Annotated in this window: 10 protein-coding genes and 3 pseudogenes; 7 read left to right on the top strand and 6 right to left on the bottom strand. The window is 65.2% G+C overall.

Translation table 11 applies throughout. The annotated features are described in order from the left end of the window. Window positions 1-32: 32 nt before the first annotated feature. Window positions 33-305, top strand: a pseudogene (locus ASPHE3_RS21625) (transposase); the annotation flags it as partial. Window positions 306-371: 66 nt separating this feature from the next. On the opposite strand, the pseudogene ASPHE3_RS22120 reads toward ASPHE3_RS21625, so the two are convergent. Next, window positions 372-833, bottom strand: a pseudogene (locus tag ASPHE3_RS22120) (IS30 family transposase); the annotation flags it as partial. 237 nt (window positions 834-1,070) lie between these two features. Between ASPHE3_RS22120 and ASPHE3_RS18545 the strand changes: the two are divergent. Continuing rightward, complete coding sequence (locus ASPHE3_RS18545) at window positions 1,071-2,273, top strand: IS110 family RNA-guided transposase (RefSeq protein WP_013599339.1); 1,203 nt, start codon at window positions 1,071-1,073, stop codon at window positions 2,271-2,273. A 14-nt stretch (window positions 2,274-2,287) separates the two neighbouring features. On the opposite strand, the pseudogene ASPHE3_RS18540 reads toward ASPHE3_RS18545, so the two are convergent. After that, window positions 2,288-3,028, bottom strand: a pseudogene (locus ASPHE3_RS18540) (IS30 family transposase); the annotation flags it as partial. Between the two features lie 364 nt (window positions 3,029-3,392). On the opposite strand from ASPHE3_RS18540, the gene ASPHE3_RS18535 reads away from it, so the two are divergent. The 3 genes from ASPHE3_RS18535 to ASPHE3_RS18525 all read left to right on the top strand — a co-directional run bounded on the left by ASPHE3_RS18535 (window position 3,393) and on the right by ASPHE3_RS18525 (window position 8,004). Continuing rightward, a complete protein-coding gene (locus ASPHE3_RS18535) occupies window positions 3,393-3,680 on the top strand; it encodes an HU family DNA-binding protein (protein WP_009358243.1) in 288 nt (95 codons plus the stop codon). Window positions 3,681-3,796: 116 nt separating this feature from the next. After that, entirely contained in the window at window positions 3,797-5,980 is a 2,184-nt protein-coding gene (locus ASPHE3_RS18530) for a cytochrome c oxidase assembly protein (protein ID WP_013602732.1), read from the top strand. Beyond that, entirely contained in the window at window positions 5,980-8,004 is a 2,025-nt protein-coding gene (locus ASPHE3_RS18525) for an NHL domain-containing thioredoxin family protein (protein ID WP_013602731.1), read from the top strand. The genes ASPHE3_RS18530 and ASPHE3_RS18525 overlap by 1 nt, the downstream gene beginning before the upstream one ends. Window positions 8,005-8,123: 119 nt before the next feature. On the opposite strand, the gene ASPHE3_RS18520 is transcribed toward ASPHE3_RS18525, so the two are convergent. Together ASPHE3_RS18520 and ASPHE3_RS18515 are read right to left on the bottom strand one after the other, a co-directional pair. Beyond that, window positions 8,124-9,116, bottom strand: coding sequence for a hypothetical protein (locus tag ASPHE3_RS18520; RefSeq protein WP_174266605.1), 993 nt, complete (start codon window positions 9,114-9,116; stop codon window positions 8,124-8,126). Between the two features lie 69 nt (window positions 9,117-9,185). Then, window positions 9,186-10,892, bottom strand: a complete 1,707-nt coding sequence (locus ASPHE3_RS18515) for a helicase HerA-like domain-containing protein (RefSeq protein WP_013602729.1) — start codon at window positions 10,890-10,892, stop codon at window positions 9,186-9,188. 250 nt (window positions 10,893-11,142) lie between these two features. On the opposite strand from ASPHE3_RS18515, the gene ASPHE3_RS18510 reads away from it, so the two are divergent. Next, window positions 11,143-13,482 carry a coiled-coil domain-containing protein gene (locus ASPHE3_RS18510; protein WP_013602728.1) on the top strand — a complete coding sequence of 780 codons (2,340 nt, stop codon included), beginning with the start codon at window positions 11,143-11,145 and terminating at the stop codon, window positions 13,480-13,482. Window positions 13,483-13,587: 105 nt separating this feature from the next. Here the strand turns inward: ASPHE3_RS18510 and ASPHE3_RS18505 are convergent, their stop codons facing one another. Both ASPHE3_RS18505 and ASPHE3_RS18500 read right to left on the bottom strand, forming a co-directional pair. After that, the gene (locus tag ASPHE3_RS18505; RefSeq protein WP_013602727.1) at window positions 13,588-14,286 is read right to left on the bottom strand and encodes a type 1 glutamine amidotransferase domain-containing protein; all 699 of its coding nucleotides are present in this window, start codon (window positions 14,284-14,286) and stop codon (window positions 13,588-13,590) included. 24 nt (window positions 14,287-14,310) lie between these two features. After that, complete coding sequence (locus tag ASPHE3_RS18500) at window positions 14,311-15,180, bottom strand: aldo/keto reductase (RefSeq protein ID WP_041652371.1); 870 nt, start codon at window positions 15,178-15,180, stop codon at window positions 14,311-14,313. 140 nt (window positions 15,181-15,320) lie between these two features. On the opposite strand from ASPHE3_RS18500, the gene ASPHE3_RS18495 reads away from it, so the two are divergent. After that, window positions 15,321-16,313, top strand: a complete 993-nt coding sequence (locus tag ASPHE3_RS18495; protein WP_013602725.1) for an LLM class flavin-dependent oxidoreductase — start codon at window positions 15,321-15,323, stop codon at window positions 16,311-16,313. Window positions 16,314-16,317: the final 4 nt, after the last annotated feature.

The following is a 16,317-nucleotide window of genomic DNA, read 5'->3' as shown; positions in this document are numbered from 1 at the left end:
CAAGCCCCCGCCACCATCCGGGCTGGGACACGCCATTCTGCGACAGGCTCTACGACGTGGAGATCCGACGGGTCATCTGCACGACGAACGCGATCGAGTCGATCAACGCACGCTACCGAAGGGCGGTGAGGGCCCGCGGGCACTTTCCGAACGAGACCGCTGCCCTGAAATGCCTATACCTGGTCACCAGATCTCTTGATCCAACCGGCGGTGGCCGTGCACGCTGGGTGATGAGGTGGAAGCCTGCGCTAAACGCGTTCGCTATTACCTTCGCTGGCCGGTTCGAAAGAACCACTCAACAATGAAAACCGGCCGGACTCGACACACCGTTTATCGGACAGTCCCGATTCAAGTGGTCGTTGCAACACGTCCTATGCTGCTGATTCTTCCAGTATTTGCTGGAGGGCTTGTGCGGGTGTTTTCCAGCCGAGGGTTTTGCGTAGGCGTCCGTTGAGTCCTGCGGCAGCGTAGTCGAGGTCTGCGCGGGTGACGGTGGTGAGGTCCATGCCTTTGGGGAAGTACTGTCGCAGGAGTCCGTTGGTGTTCTCGTTCGTGCCGCGTTGCCAGGGTGAGTGAGGATCGCAGAAGTAGACCTCGGCGCCGGTGGCGATCCTGACGCGTTCGTGAATGCCGACCATCTCAGCGCCTTGGTCCCAGGTCAGGGACCGGCGCAGCTGGGCCGGCAGGGTCGGAAGGGTTGCCTCGATGGCGGCCAGCACCTGCTCGCCGGTATGTCCGTTAGGCAGGTGCAGGAGCATCACGAAACGGCTACTGCGTTCCACGAGGGTTCCGATCGCCCCGGCGCCAGGGGTACCGATGATCAGATCGCCCTCCTTACGATTTTGTTGTGGGTGATTTCGGAGCTGTCGTAGTGTTTCGATCACCCTCGGGTGGCGGGTATGGCCTAGGTCGCCCTGCCGCTTGGATGGCTCACTGGGAATGGCCGCCCGCTGCCCGCCGATGACTCGACCGCTGATTGAGAATTACGACATTGATCGTTGGGTAAGGACGTGCCGGCGTAGTTATCGACAGGGCCAACCGAAATTGGAGCTGATCGAAGGAGACTGAACATGCCGGCATTCTGGGTAGGAATCGACTCAGGCAAAAGAGCACATCATTGCGTCGTGATCGATCAGACGGGGACCGTGCTGCTCTCGAAACGGGTCGAGAACGACGAAAACGCAGTGCTCGAACTCATAGCCACGATCGCGGAGATCGCGGCCGGGGGCGAAGTCTGCTGGGCCACGGATCTGAATTCCGGCGGAGCGGCCCTGTTGATCGAGTTGTTGGCCGCGCACGCCCAGCAACTGCTCTATATACCTGGACGGATCGTGCATCACGCTGCGGAGACCTACCGCGGAGATGGCAAGACCGACGCGAAAGATGCCAGGATCATCGCTGACCAGGCACGGATGCGCACGGACCTCCAACCAGTCCGCCGCACGGACCAGATCAGCGTTGACCTGCGGCTCCTCACCGCCCGCCGTACGGATCTGATCTGCGACCGTGTCCGGGCGATCAACAGGCTCCGCGCCACCTTGCTGGAATATTTCCCGGCTCTCGAGCGTGCGTTCGACTACTCCAAACAGGCGCCCCTGGTCCTCCTGGGCGGCTACCAGACACCCGAGGGCATCCGGCGGATCGGACTAGCTCGGCTCACCGGTTGGCTGAGGAAACGCGGCTGCCGCAATAGTGCCAAGATGGCAGAGAAGGCACTGATAGCCGCAAACTCCCAGCACACCGTACTGCCAACTCAGACCACAGGCTCTGCCCTGGTCGTCCGGCTGGCCGGGCAAATCAGCACTCTCGATGCGGAGATCGCCGGCATCGATGCCCAGATCACGGACCTGTTCGGGAAGCACGACAGCGCCGATGTTTTGCTCACCATGCCGGGCTTCGGCCCCGTACTCGCAGCTACTTTTCTCGCGAACATCGGCGGCAACCTGGACGCGTTTGACTCAGTCGACCGGCTCGCCAGCGTCGCGGGGCTGGCTCCCGTCCCGCGCGATTCCGGACGAATCAGCGGGAACCTGCACCGACCACGTCGCTTTAACCGCAGGCTCCTGCGGACCTGTTACCTCGCCGCCCTCTCCAGCTTGAAGAACAGCGCGGCCTCAAGAACCTATTACGACCGGAAGCGCGGAGAAGGAAAGTCGCATAAACAGGCCCTCATCGCCCTCGCCAGACGTCGCATCAACGTCCTCTGGGCGATGCTCCGTGACCACACCATCTACCAGGAACCAATGCCACGCATCACCGCTCAGGCGGCTTGACAGAAACATTGAGATTCCCAGTGCCCGGGCACTGCCCGGTCATCGGCTTCCGCGGGGCGTTCACTGATCAGCAACTCTTGCGGGACCCGGGGCCTTCGCATGCCCGCGCGCCGGTTTGGCTGCCGCACGGCCCGGCCGGTGCGCAGAGCAGCAGCGAGCTCGGCTCTCAGCCCGCCGCGGCCCTGGATGTAGATGCACTGATAGATAGTCTCCGGGCTGATGCGCATGCTTTCATCATCGGGGAAATCAATCCGCAGTCGGGCGCTGATCTGCTCCGGGGACAACCGTTCCCGCGCCGTCAGCATTCCGGCGACGTAAAGCGCCAGGGCCTCGTTGAAAACCAGCTTCCGTGCCTTAGGCCTGCGCGCCAGCTTCTGCGCACGGTTCTGCGCCGAGGACGCCAGGTACGGACGGTTGCCCCCGTTCCGGATGTTCCTGCCCAGCTCCCTGCTGACAGTGGACGGGTTCCGGCCCAAACGCCGACCGATCTCCCGCACGCCGCACCCGGCCGCCCGCCACACAGCGATCAACTCGCGCTCATCGAAGGACAGGAACCGCCCGCACGGGGGCTTCTTCGCAGGATCCACCCCACCATGCTGACGGACGATCAACCTGGCCGCAGACAGGGACATACCGGCCACCGCCGCCGCCACCTCATCAGATGCCCCAGAAGACCGCGCCTCCCAGAAAACCCGCACCACCGACTGCAACAGCTCAGGCCGACCAAAACCCACAACAACACCCCAATCACTCAGGTGTTGCAACGACCCCTTGAACCTGCCCCTGCAGACCCGACTTCAACTGATAGAGCGTGCCTGCAGACCCGACTTCAACTGATAGAGCGTCCCGGGGAACCCGACTTCAACTGATAGAGCGTCCCGGGGAACCCGACTTCAACTGATAGAGCGTCCCTGGAGACCCGACATCAACTGCGAGAGCGTCCGCTGGTGGCTGAATCAGCAGCTGAAAACGCTCAAATACCGGTGATTAACCTCAAAAAGTGGCGGAAACACGCGGAATTTGCGGACCCGGACCTCCCAAGCTGGTAAGTTTTCGAACAGTGGCTTGTGCGCATGCCGCGTTCAGGCTCCAGAATCATGACCGTCCAGGAGGACATAAATGGCTAAGAACCGTAGTGAACTTGTTGCAGAGGTAGCGGGCAAGGCCGGCACCAGCCAGGCAGCCGTCAACTCCGTCCTCGATGCACTGTTCGAGGTTTTCGAGACTTCTGTCGCCGCGGGCGAGAAGATCACCATCCCCGGCTGGCTCGCCGTGGAGCGCACCGACCGTGCAGCACGCACCGGCCGCAACCCGCAGACGGGTGAGACCATCCAGATCGCAGCTGGCCACAGCGTCAAGCTGACCGCAGGCTCCAAGCTGAAGGCTGCTGTCTCCAACAAGAAGTAAACGTCTTCCGCCCCCGGCAGTCAGCCGGCGGAGAAAAGGAGCGGCAACCGTGCGGTTGCCGCTCCTTTTGCTTTTAAGCCCGATTCGCGGCCCGGGCAGGCGTAGCGGACAATGGAATGGTGTCTTCTGCCGCAAAACCTCGTTCCACCCACCCCGACTCCGCGCAAGGCAAGGGAGCACGGGGTAACGGTGCACGGGGCAACGGTGCGCCGGGCAGCAGCATCATAGGGATCCTCCCGGGATGGCAGCTGGCAGGACTGGCTGCTCTCTTCATTGGCCTGGCGGCAGCGCTTGTTTTCTCCGGCGCCGCGGGAGCCCGGGCAGTGTCCGATCCCGGTGCCCTGGTCCGCTGGGGCCTGCCGGTCAGCAAGGCCCTCCACAACGTCTCGCTGGCCACTGTCATTGGCGGCCTGCTCTTCGCGGTCGGCATCCTCCCGAGGAATGCAGGGCCGCGGAACCGTGACAGGGAGCCCGCCGGCGCCGACGCTCCGGAGCACCCTGCCTTCAGCCGTGCCCTCACGATAGCGGCCGCGGCAGGCGCCGTGTGGACGCTGTCCGCGATCGCTGTCCTGGTCCTCACGTACTCGGACGTGGCGGGACAAGGCCTCTCGGGTGATGCGGAGTTCACCCAGGCACTTGTCTTCTTCATGACGGACATCGACACGGGACGCGCTTGGCTCGCCGTCACCATCATCGCGGCAGTGGTGACCACAGCCTTGTTCGGCGTCCGGTCCCTGGCTGGCCTGGCACTCACCCTGGTCCTGGCGTTTATCGGGCTCATCCCGACCGCACTCATTGGCCACTCCTCAAGCTCCTCCGACCACGAAGGTGCCATCAACTCCCTGGGCCTGCACCTGGTGGGCGTCAGCACCTGGGTTGGCGGCATCATCATGCTGGCCCTGTTGTCCGGCATCCTGACCGGACCCAAAGCCGCTGCCGCCTCTGACATCACAGAGCCCACATTGCGCCGGTTCTCCTCCCTCGCCGGCTTCGCCTTTGTCCTGGTCTTCGCTTCAGGCATCATCAACGCCAGCATCCGGATCACCAACTGGGAGGACCTCTTTGGGGCGCCGTACGGCCAGCTGATCCTGGCCAAGTCCGCGGCCACCCTGGTGCTGGGCGGGATCGGCTTCATGCACCGGCAGTGGGTTATTCCCCAACTGGGCCGCAAGGGCTCCGCGATGTCCTCGCGAAGGGTCCTCTGGCAATTGGTCCTGGCGGAATTCCTGCTGATGGGAGCAACGTCCGGTGTGGCCGTCGCCCTGGGCCGCTCGGCCCCGCCTGAGCCCAGCACCTACGCCCCCGATGCTTCACCCGCCTTCATCCTCACCGGGTATGAGCTGCCCCCCGAACTGACACCCGAGCGGTGGCTGACCGAATGGCGCCCGGACTGGCTTTGGATTGCCGCCGCACTTTTCGGCCTGGTGTCCTACTTCCTGGGCGTGGCAAGAATCCATCAGCGCGGCGACAAATGGCAGTGGTTCAGGTCCGTTAACTGGGTGGTTGGCCTGCTGGTGCTGACCTATATCACTTCCGGGCCGCCGTCGGTCTACGGCCGCGTGCTGTTCTCGGCGCACATGGTGGACCACATGGCGCTGACCATGGTGGCTCCCATCTTCCTGGTGCTGGGCGCGCCGGTGACGCTTGCCCTGCGTGCACTCCCTTCGCGGGGAGACGGATCGCGCGGCCCCAGGGAGTGGCTGCTGGTGTTCATCCACTCGAAATTCTCCCAGTTGGTCACGCACCCGCTCTTTGCGGCTGCCAACTTCGCCGGATCGATCGTCCTGTTCTACTACTCGGACCTGTTCGGCTTCGCGATGCGCGAGCACGTGGGGCACGAACTCATGATCGTGCACTTCCTGCTGACCGGCTACATCTTCATTCTGAGCATGATCGGCACCGACCCCCTGCCGCGCCGCGCCCCGTACCCCATGCGGCTCCTCCTGCTCCTGGCCACCATGGGCTTCCACGCCTTCTTCGGGGTGGCCATCATGGGCGGGACCAACCTCCTGGCCGCGGACTACTTCGGTAACTTGGGCAGGGACTGGGGCCAGTCCGCACTCATGGACCAGCAGACCGGGGGTGCTGTGGCCTGGGGGATCGGCGAGGTGCCCACGCTCCTGGTGGCGATCGGCGTCGCCATCATGTGGTCCCGCTCGGACCAGCGGGAGACCAAACGGGTGGACCGCGCGGCGGACAGGAATAACGACGCCGATCTCACCGCTTACAACGATATGTTTGCCAAATTGGCCGAACGCGACGCCAGGCTGGCTGAACGAAACAAGCTGGAAGGACGCTGATGAGCGAAACCGTACGTACCCACCACCGGGTCCGAGCCTCCGAACTGGTGGGCCGTAACTGGTTGAACACCGGCGGCAAATCACTGGACCTTGAAGCGCTGCGCGGCAAGATCGTGCTCCTGGACTTCTGGACCTTCTGCTGCATCAACTGCCTGCACGTCCTGGACGAACTGCGGCCGCTTGAGGAACAGTATTCGGACGTCCTGGTGACGGTGGGCGTCCACTCGCCCAAGTTCGAGCACGAGGCCGATCCGGTGGCTCTGGCTGCCGCCGTGGAACGCTACGAGATCCACCATCCCGTCCTCGACGACCCCGAGCTGGAGACCTGGAAGGCCTACACCGCCCGCGCCTGGCCCACCCTGGTGGTCATCGACCCCGAGGGCTACATCGTGGCCCACCTCTCCGGCGAAGGCCACGCGGACGGCCTGGCCGTGCTGATTCCAGAGCTCATCGCACAACATGAGGCCAAGGGGACGCTGCACCGCGGTTCCGGCCCGTACGTGGCGCCGGAGCCGACGTCCGGCACCCTGCGCTTCCCCGGCAAGGCGCTTTTCCTTCCGCCGGGCCGCGGTTCGGCTTCAGAGGGAATGTCCGACGGCGGTACTGCGGCGGGTGCCGCGGCCGCCGGTTCCGCAGCAAGCAAGGGCTCGTGGCTGGTCACCGATACCGGCCACCACCGACTGGTGGAGCTGGGCACCGACTTCCACACCGTCCTGGGCACCTTCGGCTCCGGCACCCGTGGCCACGCCGACGGACCGGCCGCCGGGGACACTGCCGTGGCCCAGTTCAACGAGCCCCAAGGCCTGGTGCTGCTGCCGGAAGATGTGGCAGCCAAGGCCGGTTACGACGTCGTTATTGCCGACTCCGTCAACCACCGGCTCCGCGGGCTGTCCCTCGCGGACGGCAAGGCATCCACCCTGGCAGGCAGCGGTGTCCAGCGGCTGCTGGAGGCGGGGCCCGCGCGCGTGGACGAGGACGCTGCGGGCTTCTCAGGCCAGCTCGTCGGGCACCCGCTTGATGTTGCCCTGAGCTCGCCGTGGGACGTTGTCTGGTCGCGCAAGCTCAACGCCGTGGTGATCGCCATGGCCGGGACGCACCAGATCTTCAGCTTCGATCCTCTCACCGGCTCTGTGGCCATCGTGGCCGGCAACGGACTGGAGGGCCTGCTGGACGGTGCCCCGCACGAGGCCTGGTTCGCCCAGCCATCCGGCTTGGCCGAGGACGCGGACGGGAACATCTGGGTTGCCGACTCCGAGACGTCAGCCCTCCGCAAGCTGGTGATTGACGACGACGGCGGGGTCGCCGTGGAGTCCGCCATCGGCAAGGGACTGTTCGACTTCGGCTTCCGCGACGGCCCGGCTGCGGAAGCCCGGCTGCAGCACCCTCTCGGGGTTACGGTCCTGCCGGACGGATCCGTGGCGATCGCGGACACCTACAACGGTGCCGTCCGCCGCTACGATCCTGCCTCCGGCACGGTGTCAACCCTCGCGCGAGGCCTCCTGGAGCCCTCCGACGTGATTGTGGACCACACGCACTCGGCCGGTTCCGAGCCGCTGCTGGTGGTGGTGGAGGCCAACAAGCACCAGGTGGTGTTCGTTCCCATCCCCAAGGAAGCCCAGCAGGTGGACGAGGGAGCGGTCCAGACCCACCGGCCCAAGAGCCCGGTCGCCCCCGGCCCCCTCGAGCTGACTGTCCGCTTCACAGCCCCCACCGGGCAGAAGCTGGACGACCGCTGGGGCGACCCCACGCAGCTCAAGATCTCTTCCACCCCGCCGGAACTGCTGGCGGCCGGTGGTGGAACGTCCGTTGGGCTGCAGCGGACGCTGGAGCTGTCACCCGGTGTGGCCGAGGGCGTCCTCCACATCACTGCCCGCGCTGCTGCCTGTGACGGGCCCGAGACCGAGGACGGCGAGATTCCGGACCACGCGGCCTGCCACCTGTACCAGCAGGACTGGGGCATCCCGGTGGTGCTGCAGGGCGACGGCGATACGGAGCTGGTACTGGACCTGCGCGGGATGGACTGACGCGCCGGCGTCGTAATTCTGCTGGAAAGGCTGCCGCCCGTGACTGACGCGTCACGGACGGTGCGCCCCAAAGCGCGCCCTGCGTGACGCAAACCGGGTCAGTGCGGGGGGAGCGGGCGCTAGAAGCTCAGTACCGGCGTGACCTTGACGGTGTCGCCGGAGACGTCCAGCCGGGTGGTGAAACTGAAGTCCACTTCCTCGTCCAGCGGGTACCAGGCTCCCGTGAACAGGTTCTGCTGGAGGGCTTGCACCTTGGCTTTGCCGTCCAGGGGAGCCACCACCCAGCGTCCGTCAAAGGGCTCAATGGACACGTTGGGGTATTCCGTCACGGACCACTTGATGCTGCCGTCCTGGACCCGGTTGTTGCTGGCGTAGTAGAACGGGCAGTCGGGCTGGAGCCGCTGTTCCTTGACCGCCACGGCTGCGCAGCCGTCCAGGAATTCCTTGACCTTGGCTGCCACATCCTTCTTCAGGTTGTCCGTGGCCTGGGTGAGGAGGTTCAGCGGGGCAACGGGAACGTCCCGGGCCGTGACGGTGGCGCGGGTGGGCGCTGCCGAGAAGTACTGGCCGTTGACTGTGGCCTCGTACTCTCCAGGGTAGAAAACGGCGAAGGAATTGCGGCCGTTCGGCATGTTGACCGGCACGCCGTTGATGGTCGCTTCGCTGGCGTTGACCACCGTGATGTCCACCGTGGGCAGCCGGGACGGAACAAAAGCCCAGGTGTTGAAGAAAATCCACTCGGTCCCGGTCTTCTCCAGCAGGAACTCAGTGCGGAGCCGGCTGCCGTCGATGGTGTACTCCATCGGAACCATGACCTGGTTGTTGGGCCGCTCCACAGCTTCGCCGATTTCCACATTTGCGAACCGGGAGGCCGCGGTCTGCAAAGCGGTGCCGTCCAGCATGGCGGCGTTGCTGGGCGGGACAGTGGCACGCAGGAGCCCCAGTGCCTTCCCGCCGTCGCCACTCTGCAGCGCATCCAGATACTCACGCACGGGCTGCTGCGGGCTGGCCACCGTGTTGTTGACCAGGTTCACCGCAACCACGGCCCCGGCGACGGCAAGCATGAGGCCCAGCAGCCATCCGGCCGCGATCCTCACCAACGCTTGACTCATCTGCACTTTCAATACGTTACCTGCCATGTGCCTGGCGGCTGCAGTTGAGTCAACAGGATGCGACGCCGGTCACCGGCGGCGCCGGCGGGACGAGGTGCCGAATACTCCGCGCAGCAGCTCCCGGCCCAGCTGGGTGCCGATGGACCTGGCCATGCTCTTGAGACCGCCGCCGAGCGCCCCGCCCAGTACGCCGCCAAGCTCGCCCATCATCGAGTCACCTGCACCTGGAGCGGAACGTTCTTCCGCGTGGGTGCGCCGGGGACTGCCCCCGGAGGCCGACGGCCTGCTGCTCGGGCGGCCCAGGATCTCCTCTTCGATCCGCCGCGCTTCGGCGTCGACGTCGACGTCCGCTCCCTCAGTACGGCCGGTAGAGCCGCCCGGAACAGGTGTTGAGGACTCGGCGGCCGGCCCGGTGGGGGCGGCAGCCTTCCCGGACAGCTTCTCGAAGGCGGAGGGGTTGTCCACCGCCGTCCCATACTTTGGCAGCAGCGCCGAAGCCGCAACGGTGCTGCGGACCAGGGCCTCGTCGCTGGGCCCCATGACAGACTCGGGGGCGCGGAGCCGGGTAAGGGCCACCGGCGTTGGGGCACCCTTCTCGTTCATGACTGTGACGACGGCCTCGCCAATGCCGGCGGAGGTGAGCGTCTCTTCGAGGTCGTAGTCGCTCACCGGGAACGTTGAAACGGTGGCTTTGAGGGCCTTCGCGTCCTCCGGAGTGAACGCCCGGAGGGCGTGCTGCACCCGGTTGGCCAGCTGGCCCAGCACATCCGCCGGGACGTCCTTGGGTGTCTGGGTGACGAAGAAGATGCCCACGCCCTTGGACCGGATCAGCCGGACGGTGGTGGTGATGGCTTCCAGGAAGGCTTTGGATGCGTCGTTGAACAGTAGGTGAGCCTCGTCCAGGAAGAACACGAGCTTCGGCTTGTCCAGGTCGCCGGCCTCGGGCAGGTCCTCGAAGAGGTCGGCCAGCAGCCACATCAGGAACGTGGAAAAGAGCATGGGCTTGGTCTGCAGGGTAGGCAGCTCCAGGCAGGTGATCACGCCGCGGCCGTCCGGGGCGGTCCGCAGCAGTTCCGCGGTATCGAACTCGGGCTCACCGAAGAACTTCTCCAGACCCTGAGCCTCAAGGCTTACGAGCTCCCGCAGGATCACACCGGCGGTCGCCTTGGACAGGCCGCCGAGCTCCTCCAGCTGGTCCTTGCCCTCGGCCGAGGTCAGGAACTGGATCACCGCCCGGAGGTCCTTCAGGTCAATCAGTTCCAGGCCATTCTTGTCAGCGAAGTAGAAGACCAGTTGCAGGCTCGATTCCTGGGTGTCGTTCAGTTCCATGATCCGCGAGAGCAGGATGGGCCCGAACGAAGACACTGTTGCCCGGACCGGGACGCCGTTGCCGTCGCCGCCCAGCGCCAGGAACTCCACCGGGAACGTCCTGCCCTGCCACGGCTGCCCGATGCCCTCGGTACGTGCGGCGAGCTTTTCGCTGCCGACGGCGGCGGTGGCCAGGCCGGAAAGGTCGCCTTTGATGTCGGCAAGGAAGACGGGGACGCCTGCCGTGGACAGCTGTTCCGCCATCATGTGCAGTGTGACCGTCTTGCCGGTGCCTGTGGCCCCGGCCACCAGGCCGTGGCGGTTCATCATGGACAGCGGCAGCCGCACCGGCGCGTCCTTGTGGAGTTCGCCGTCGATGATGGCGGCCCCAAGCTCTATGGTGGCGCCTTCCAGCGTGTAGCCCTTCTGGAGGGTGGCAAGCTTCTCTGCTGTGGTTTTGGTGGCCATGCCGCTAGCTTAGCCGCGGTTCCTGGAAGTGCCGACGACGGCGGCGCGGCAAGTGCCGTCGTCGGCCTTTGCTCCCAAGCAGTCAGGCTGGGGCCAAAACCAAGTAGTGCCGTCGAAGGCAAGTTGAGAAAACGAGTACTTAAGGACCAAAGACAGGTGTGCGATTACGCGTGTTCTCCTCGGGGCGGGGACCCTACCGTTAGAGCAGCAAGCGGCCATGCGGCCGTCTGAGGGTCTCACAGGAGCACACATGCGCACTTCATCATCCACGTCCGTCCGTACCCGCCGTCTTGCAGCCGCGGTTGTCCTGCCCGGACTGCTGGCCACCAGCCTGGTGCTGGTCCAGCCGGCCTCCGCCGGAACCAGCACCTCCACCGGGATCTGCAGCGGTGTAGTGAACCAGTTTGCGCACCGGGGGACGGTCCAGGAGAACCTGCTGAAGGCGGCGGCGAAGAAGAACGCGGACGTGATTGCCGGGCTGCAGGCGGAGAGGGACAGCCTCCAGGCCCAGGAGGCCGCGCTCACCCTGGACATAGCCGCAGCAGTCCAGGCTATAGCGGACATCGAAAAGGAAGAGAAGCAATACGAATCCGACCTGCAGGCTGCCACCGATGAGGCCGCGCGCGTGGCAGCGGACCAGGCCGCCATAGAGGCGGAGATCGCCGGGGCGGAGGCACGGCTCGCGGATCTTCAGGATGAGCAGTTGAGGGTGGAGGGCGAACTCGCGCCACTGGAGGAGGAATTGGCTGCCGCCCAGGCCATAGCCGTTGATCTGAGGGACAGTGTCACTGCACTGGTCGCTGAACAGGAGGCCAACACGCAGGCCATGACCGTCGCCCGGGATGAGCTTGAATCGCTGCAACAAGCAGCGGCTGACGCAGCCGGCGCAGTGGCCGCCAAGGAAACCGAGATCCGGAACGCGCAGGACGAATTGATCGTCCTTGCGGCCGAGGCAGAGTCGGCATCGTCAGCCGTAACGGCGGCTGAGCTGGAAGCAGCCAAGGCCGAAGAGGAACTCAAGACGCTGGAAGCAGCTGGCACCATAGCGGAAGGGGCGCTGCAGGCCCAAAAGGACAAGGTGGCCGACGCACAGCAAACACTCTTGGATCTTCAGGCCAAGGCCGCCGATGCCGCCGGTGCAATCTCTGCCAAACAAGCCCAGATGGACATTGGCCGGCAGGAGCTGGAAGGCCTTCAGGCCACGGCGGAAAACGCCGCGGAGGCGCTTGCCGACAAGAACGCCGCCCTCACCGCCGCCCAGGCGGACCTGCAGAAGCTGGAAGGGGAGGCTGCAGGGGCAGCTAAGGCCCTTGATGACAACACGGCCAGCATCGCCGCCCTCACCGCCGGGATTGCAGAGCTCCAGGGTCAAATATCCACGTTGGAGAGCCAGGCCGCCACGAAGCAGGCCGAGCTTGCCGCAGCGCAGGCCGAGCTGCCTGCGCTGCAGGCTGAGAAGACAGCGCTGGAAGCAGAGATCGCCAGACTCAACCTGGAAATAGCCAAATTCCCTGTCAACAGCAACTCGACCGCCAAACGCCAACTGGAGGCTGCCCGTCTGGCCAAGCAAGCCGAGCTCGAGGGTGTTCTCACCGAGATCGCCGACAAGAACGCTCTGATTTCTGCCTTGGAGGGTGACCTGGACACCCTGAACAAGCAGGTGGCGGCCCTGAACACCCAACTGCTGGCAAAGCAGCAGGAAAGCAGTTCCCTACAAACGCAGGCAGCAGGACTGCAGGCGGCCTTGGATGCCGCAAATGCGGCGGTTACTGCCAAACAGGGAGACATCGAAGCGCTGGAGTCCCAGGTGCCAGTGCTTCAAGGGGCCGTGGACCAGGCCAACGCAGCCGTGGCAAACAAACAGTTTGAACTGGATAGCCTCGAGGACGAACTTCCCGCGCTTCAGGATGCGGCCGTGGCGGCTGCCGACGCTGTGGTGGACCAGCAGAAGGTGCTTGATGAATTAACAGCCGCACTGCCGGGCCTGGAGTCGGATTTCCAGCAAGCGCAGCTGGCCATTATGGAGCAGCAGGCCGTCGTTGATGGGAAGAAGTGGGAACTGCTGCAGGCGGACGCCGCCCGTAGTGCGGCGAACACTGCGGTTGAGGAAAAGCAGGGCGAAATTGCCGCCCTGCTAGGCCAACTCCCGGAGCTTCAGAAGAGCCTGGACGTGGCCAACCAGGCAGTGTCTGACTTGTCGGGGGAAATTGCACGGCTGAACCAACTGGCGGACAGCCTGGTGGATAAGCTGACCGGTCTCAACTCCCAGATCACCGCCAAGGAAGCTGAGATCCTGTCCCTGCAGAACCGGGTGGCGCCCCTGGTGGCGGAGCTCGACAGGCTTAATGGCGAGGTAAGTGCAGCGGAAGCGCACCTCGCAGGGCTGCAAAGCCAGCTGCAGGGCCTTGACACGCAGCTCACGGCGGCACAGGAGAAGCTTCGGGACCTGCAGGCCCAGAAGAAGCCGGCCAAGAGCCTGGTTGAAGCCCAGAGGCTGACCGTGTCCGACCTGCAGGCACAGCTCGGCAGCGTCCAGCAGCAAATCGCCGCCATCGATCCAAGCATCAGGAACGGGGGCTGCGCCGTCTGATTCCGGCGGGTGCTTGAGGGCCGGTGCACAACGACGTGCGCCGCAAGGAGGGGACCAGTTCATTGCGAACTGGTCCCCTCTGCTATTGCCTGAAAGCGGCGCTACTCAGCCCAGCGCCTTGATGACTTCCTTGGCCACGTCCTCACTGGACTGCGGGTTCTGGCCGGTGATGAGGTTGCCGTCTCTGACCACATTGGAGGTCCAGGCGGCGGCGTTCTCCACAACTGCGCCCTTCTCCTTCAGGGCATCTTCCACCAGCCACGGCGTGTTCTCGCCGGTGCCGCCGCCCAGCTCTTCCTCGTTGCTGAACACGGTGAGGCGGCGTCCTGCGAAAGCAAACCCGCCGTCGTCGTCCGTTGCCGCCAGCAGCCCGGCGGGACCATGGCAGAACGGCGCAATGATCTTGCCGTCCTTGTTGGCGGCCACCAGCAGGCGGCCAAGGTCCGCGTCCTTGTAGAGGTCGGCCATGGGGCCGTGCCCGCCGGGCATCACCACAGCGTCGTAGGAATTGATGTCGACGTCGGCCAGCACCAGCGGGTGGGAGAGCTCAGTGTCGATGGACGCGAGGTAGTCCCGGAAGCCTTTGGCCCGATCCTCGCCACCGGCGGATTCTGCGGCCAGGCTGACCTGGTCCACGGTGGGCTTCCGGCCGCCGGGGGCTGCCAGGTGGACGGTGTGTCCGGCGTCGAGCAGGGTCTGGTGGGCCACCACCAGCTCCTCGGCCCAGAACCCGGTGGGGTGCTCGCTGCCGTCCTTCATGGTCAGTGAGTCTGCTGCTGAAACAACCATCAGAATGTTTGCCACGGTATTGCTCCTGTCTGTAGTTCTCTACTTACCGGCGGCCTCAAGCTCAACGTACGTCTCGTCGTCGAGCTCCACGCTGGCAGCTGCCATGTTCTCTTCCAGGTGCTTGACCGATCCTGTACCCGGAATCGGCATCATGACGGGGGAGCGGCGCAGGAGCCAGGCCAGCGCCACCTGGGAAGTGGTGGCCCCCAGCCGCTTCGCGGCCTCGTCCAGCGGTCCGCCGGGCTGCGCAAGTTCTCCGGCGGAGATCGGCGCCCACGGAATGAAGCCGATCCCGTTCTCCTCCGAGTAGCGCAGGACGTCTTCCGAGCTCCGGTCCGTGAGGTTGTAGCGGTTCTGGACCGTGGAAACGGTGAAGTGCTTTCCTGCCGCCTCAAGTTCCTCAACACTGACCTGCGAGAGGCCCAGCGCACGGACCTTGCCCTCGTCCTGCAGTTCGCGCAGCACACCGAACTGCTCCTCGGCGTCCACCTTGGGGTCGATCCGGTGCAGCTGCAGCAGGTCCAGGGTGTCCACCTTGAGCTTCCGCAGGCTCAGTTCCGTTTGCTGGCGCAGGTATTCGGGGCGCCCGACGGGAACCCACTGGTTGGGGCCGGTCCGGGTGAAGCCCACCTTCGTGGCAATCTTCAGCCCGTCCTTGTACGGGTGCAGCGCCTCGGCCAGGATCTCCTCGCTGATGTTCGGGCCATAGGAATCAGCGGTATCGATGAAGTCGACGCCGAGTTCGACGGCGCGGCGCACCACGTCCACCGCGGCGGCCCGGTCTGCGGGCTCGCCCCAGATGCCGTCACCCACGATGCGCATGGCACCGAAGCCGAGCCGGTGCACGGTTCCGAGGTCCTTCAGGTCAATGGTTGCGGACAATTCCAACTGGTTCGTATTCGGGCTCATAGGGGCGGCAACATCATAAGTTTGCTGAGTATTCCGGAGATCACAGAAATAAGCAGGGCGCCGCCGCCGTTATGCCATCAGTGCGCGCCGTGACCGGCGGGCAAAACTACGCAGCTTCCCCCGAAAGGCCGGCACCTACCGTGACTCTTCCCCTCTCCATCCTTGACCTGGCAACCATCGGCAAGGGCCAGACGGCGGCGGAGAGCTTCGCAGGCAGCGTGGCCATGGCGCAAAGCGCCGAGAAGCTCGGATACCGGCGGGTCTGGTACGCCGAGCACCACAACATGTCCTCCATTGCCTCGTCGGCCACCAGTGTGCTGATTGCTCACGTTGCTGCGCACACGGAAAGCATCCGGCTCGGCGCCGGCGGGGTGATGCTGCCCAACCACTCGCCGCTGACCATCGCCGAGCAGTTCGGGACGCTGGAAACCCTGCACCCGGGCCGCATCGACCTCGGCCTGGGCCGCGCGCCGGGCAGCGACCAGAACACCATGCGTGCGCTCCGGCGGGACCCCATGTCCGCGGACAGCTTCCCCCAGGATGTCCTGGAACTGCAGGGCTATCTCACCGGCCCCACCCGGATCCAGGGCGTTGAAGCCACACCGGGCAAGGGGACCAACGTGCCGCTCTACATCCTCGGTTCCTCCTTGTTCGGCGCCCGCCTCGCCGCCCAGCTCGGGTTGCCGTACGCCTTTGCCTCCCACTTTGCGCCGAACGCGCTGCAGGACGCGGTGGCCCTGTACCGCCGCGAGTTCAAGCCCTCGGCGCAGCTGGAGGCACCGCACGTTATTGCCGGCGTCAACGTGATCGCCGCGGATTCCGCCGCGGAGGCGCAGTCCATGCTGCAGGCCACCAAGCGCGCCCGTGTGTCCCTGTTCTTCGGCGGCGGCACCCGCGAGTTCACGGACGACGAGGCGGACATGATCCTCGACTCCCCGCAGGGCCAGCACGTCTCGCAGATGATGACCTATTCGGCAGTGGGGACACCCGACGTCGTACTTGACTACCTGGACAGCTTTGGCCGGCACGCCGACGCCGACGAACTCATCGTTGCCCACCAGAGCACCGGCACCCAGGAACGGCTGCGGTCCGTCGAACTGCTCGCTGAAGCTGCCGGCCTGGCCCGGGTATGAGGGG

Origin of the sequence: Pseudarthrobacter phenanthrenivorans Sphe3, from assembly GCF_000189535.1 — a bacterium.
In the GTDB taxonomy this organism is placed as follows: domain Bacteria; phylum Actinomycetota; class Actinomycetes; order Actinomycetales; family Micrococcaceae; genus Arthrobacter; species Arthrobacter phenanthrenivorans.
This window is presented reverse-complemented; position numbering and strand designations above follow the sequence as displayed.

Bases quoted from the DNA above. Each gene is read 5' to 3' on its own strand.
- ASPHE3_RS18545 (WP_013599339.1), top strand. From the start codon at position 1,071: ATGCCGGCATTCTGGGTAGGAATCGACTCAGGCAAAAGAGCACATCAT.
- ASPHE3_RS18535 (WP_009358243.1), top strand. From the start codon at position 3,393: ATGGCTAAGAACCGTAGTGAACTTGTTGCAGAGGTAGCGGGCAAGGCC.
- ASPHE3_RS18530 (WP_013602732.1), top strand. From the start codon at position 3,797: ATGGTGTCTTCTGCCGCAAAACCTCGTTCCACCCACCCCGACTCCGCG.
- ASPHE3_RS18525 (WP_013602731.1), top strand. From the start codon at position 5,980: ATGAGCGAAACCGTACGTACCCACCACCGGGTCCGAGCCTCCGAACTG.
- ASPHE3_RS18520 (WP_174266605.1), bottom strand. From the start codon at position 9,116: ATGAGTCAAGCGTTGGTGAGGATCGCGGCCGGATGGCTGCTGGGCCTC.
- ASPHE3_RS18515 (WP_013602729.1), bottom strand. From the start codon at position 10,892: ATGGCCACCAAAACCACAGCAGAGAAGCTTGCCACCCTCCAGAAGGGC.
- ASPHE3_RS18510 (WP_013602728.1), top strand. From the start codon at position 11,143: ATGCGCACTTCATCATCCACGTCCGTCCGTACCCGCCGTCTTGCAGCC.
- ASPHE3_RS18500 (WP_041652371.1), bottom strand. From the start codon at position 15,180: ATGAGCCCGAATACGAACCAGTTGGAATTGTCCGCAACCATTGACCTG.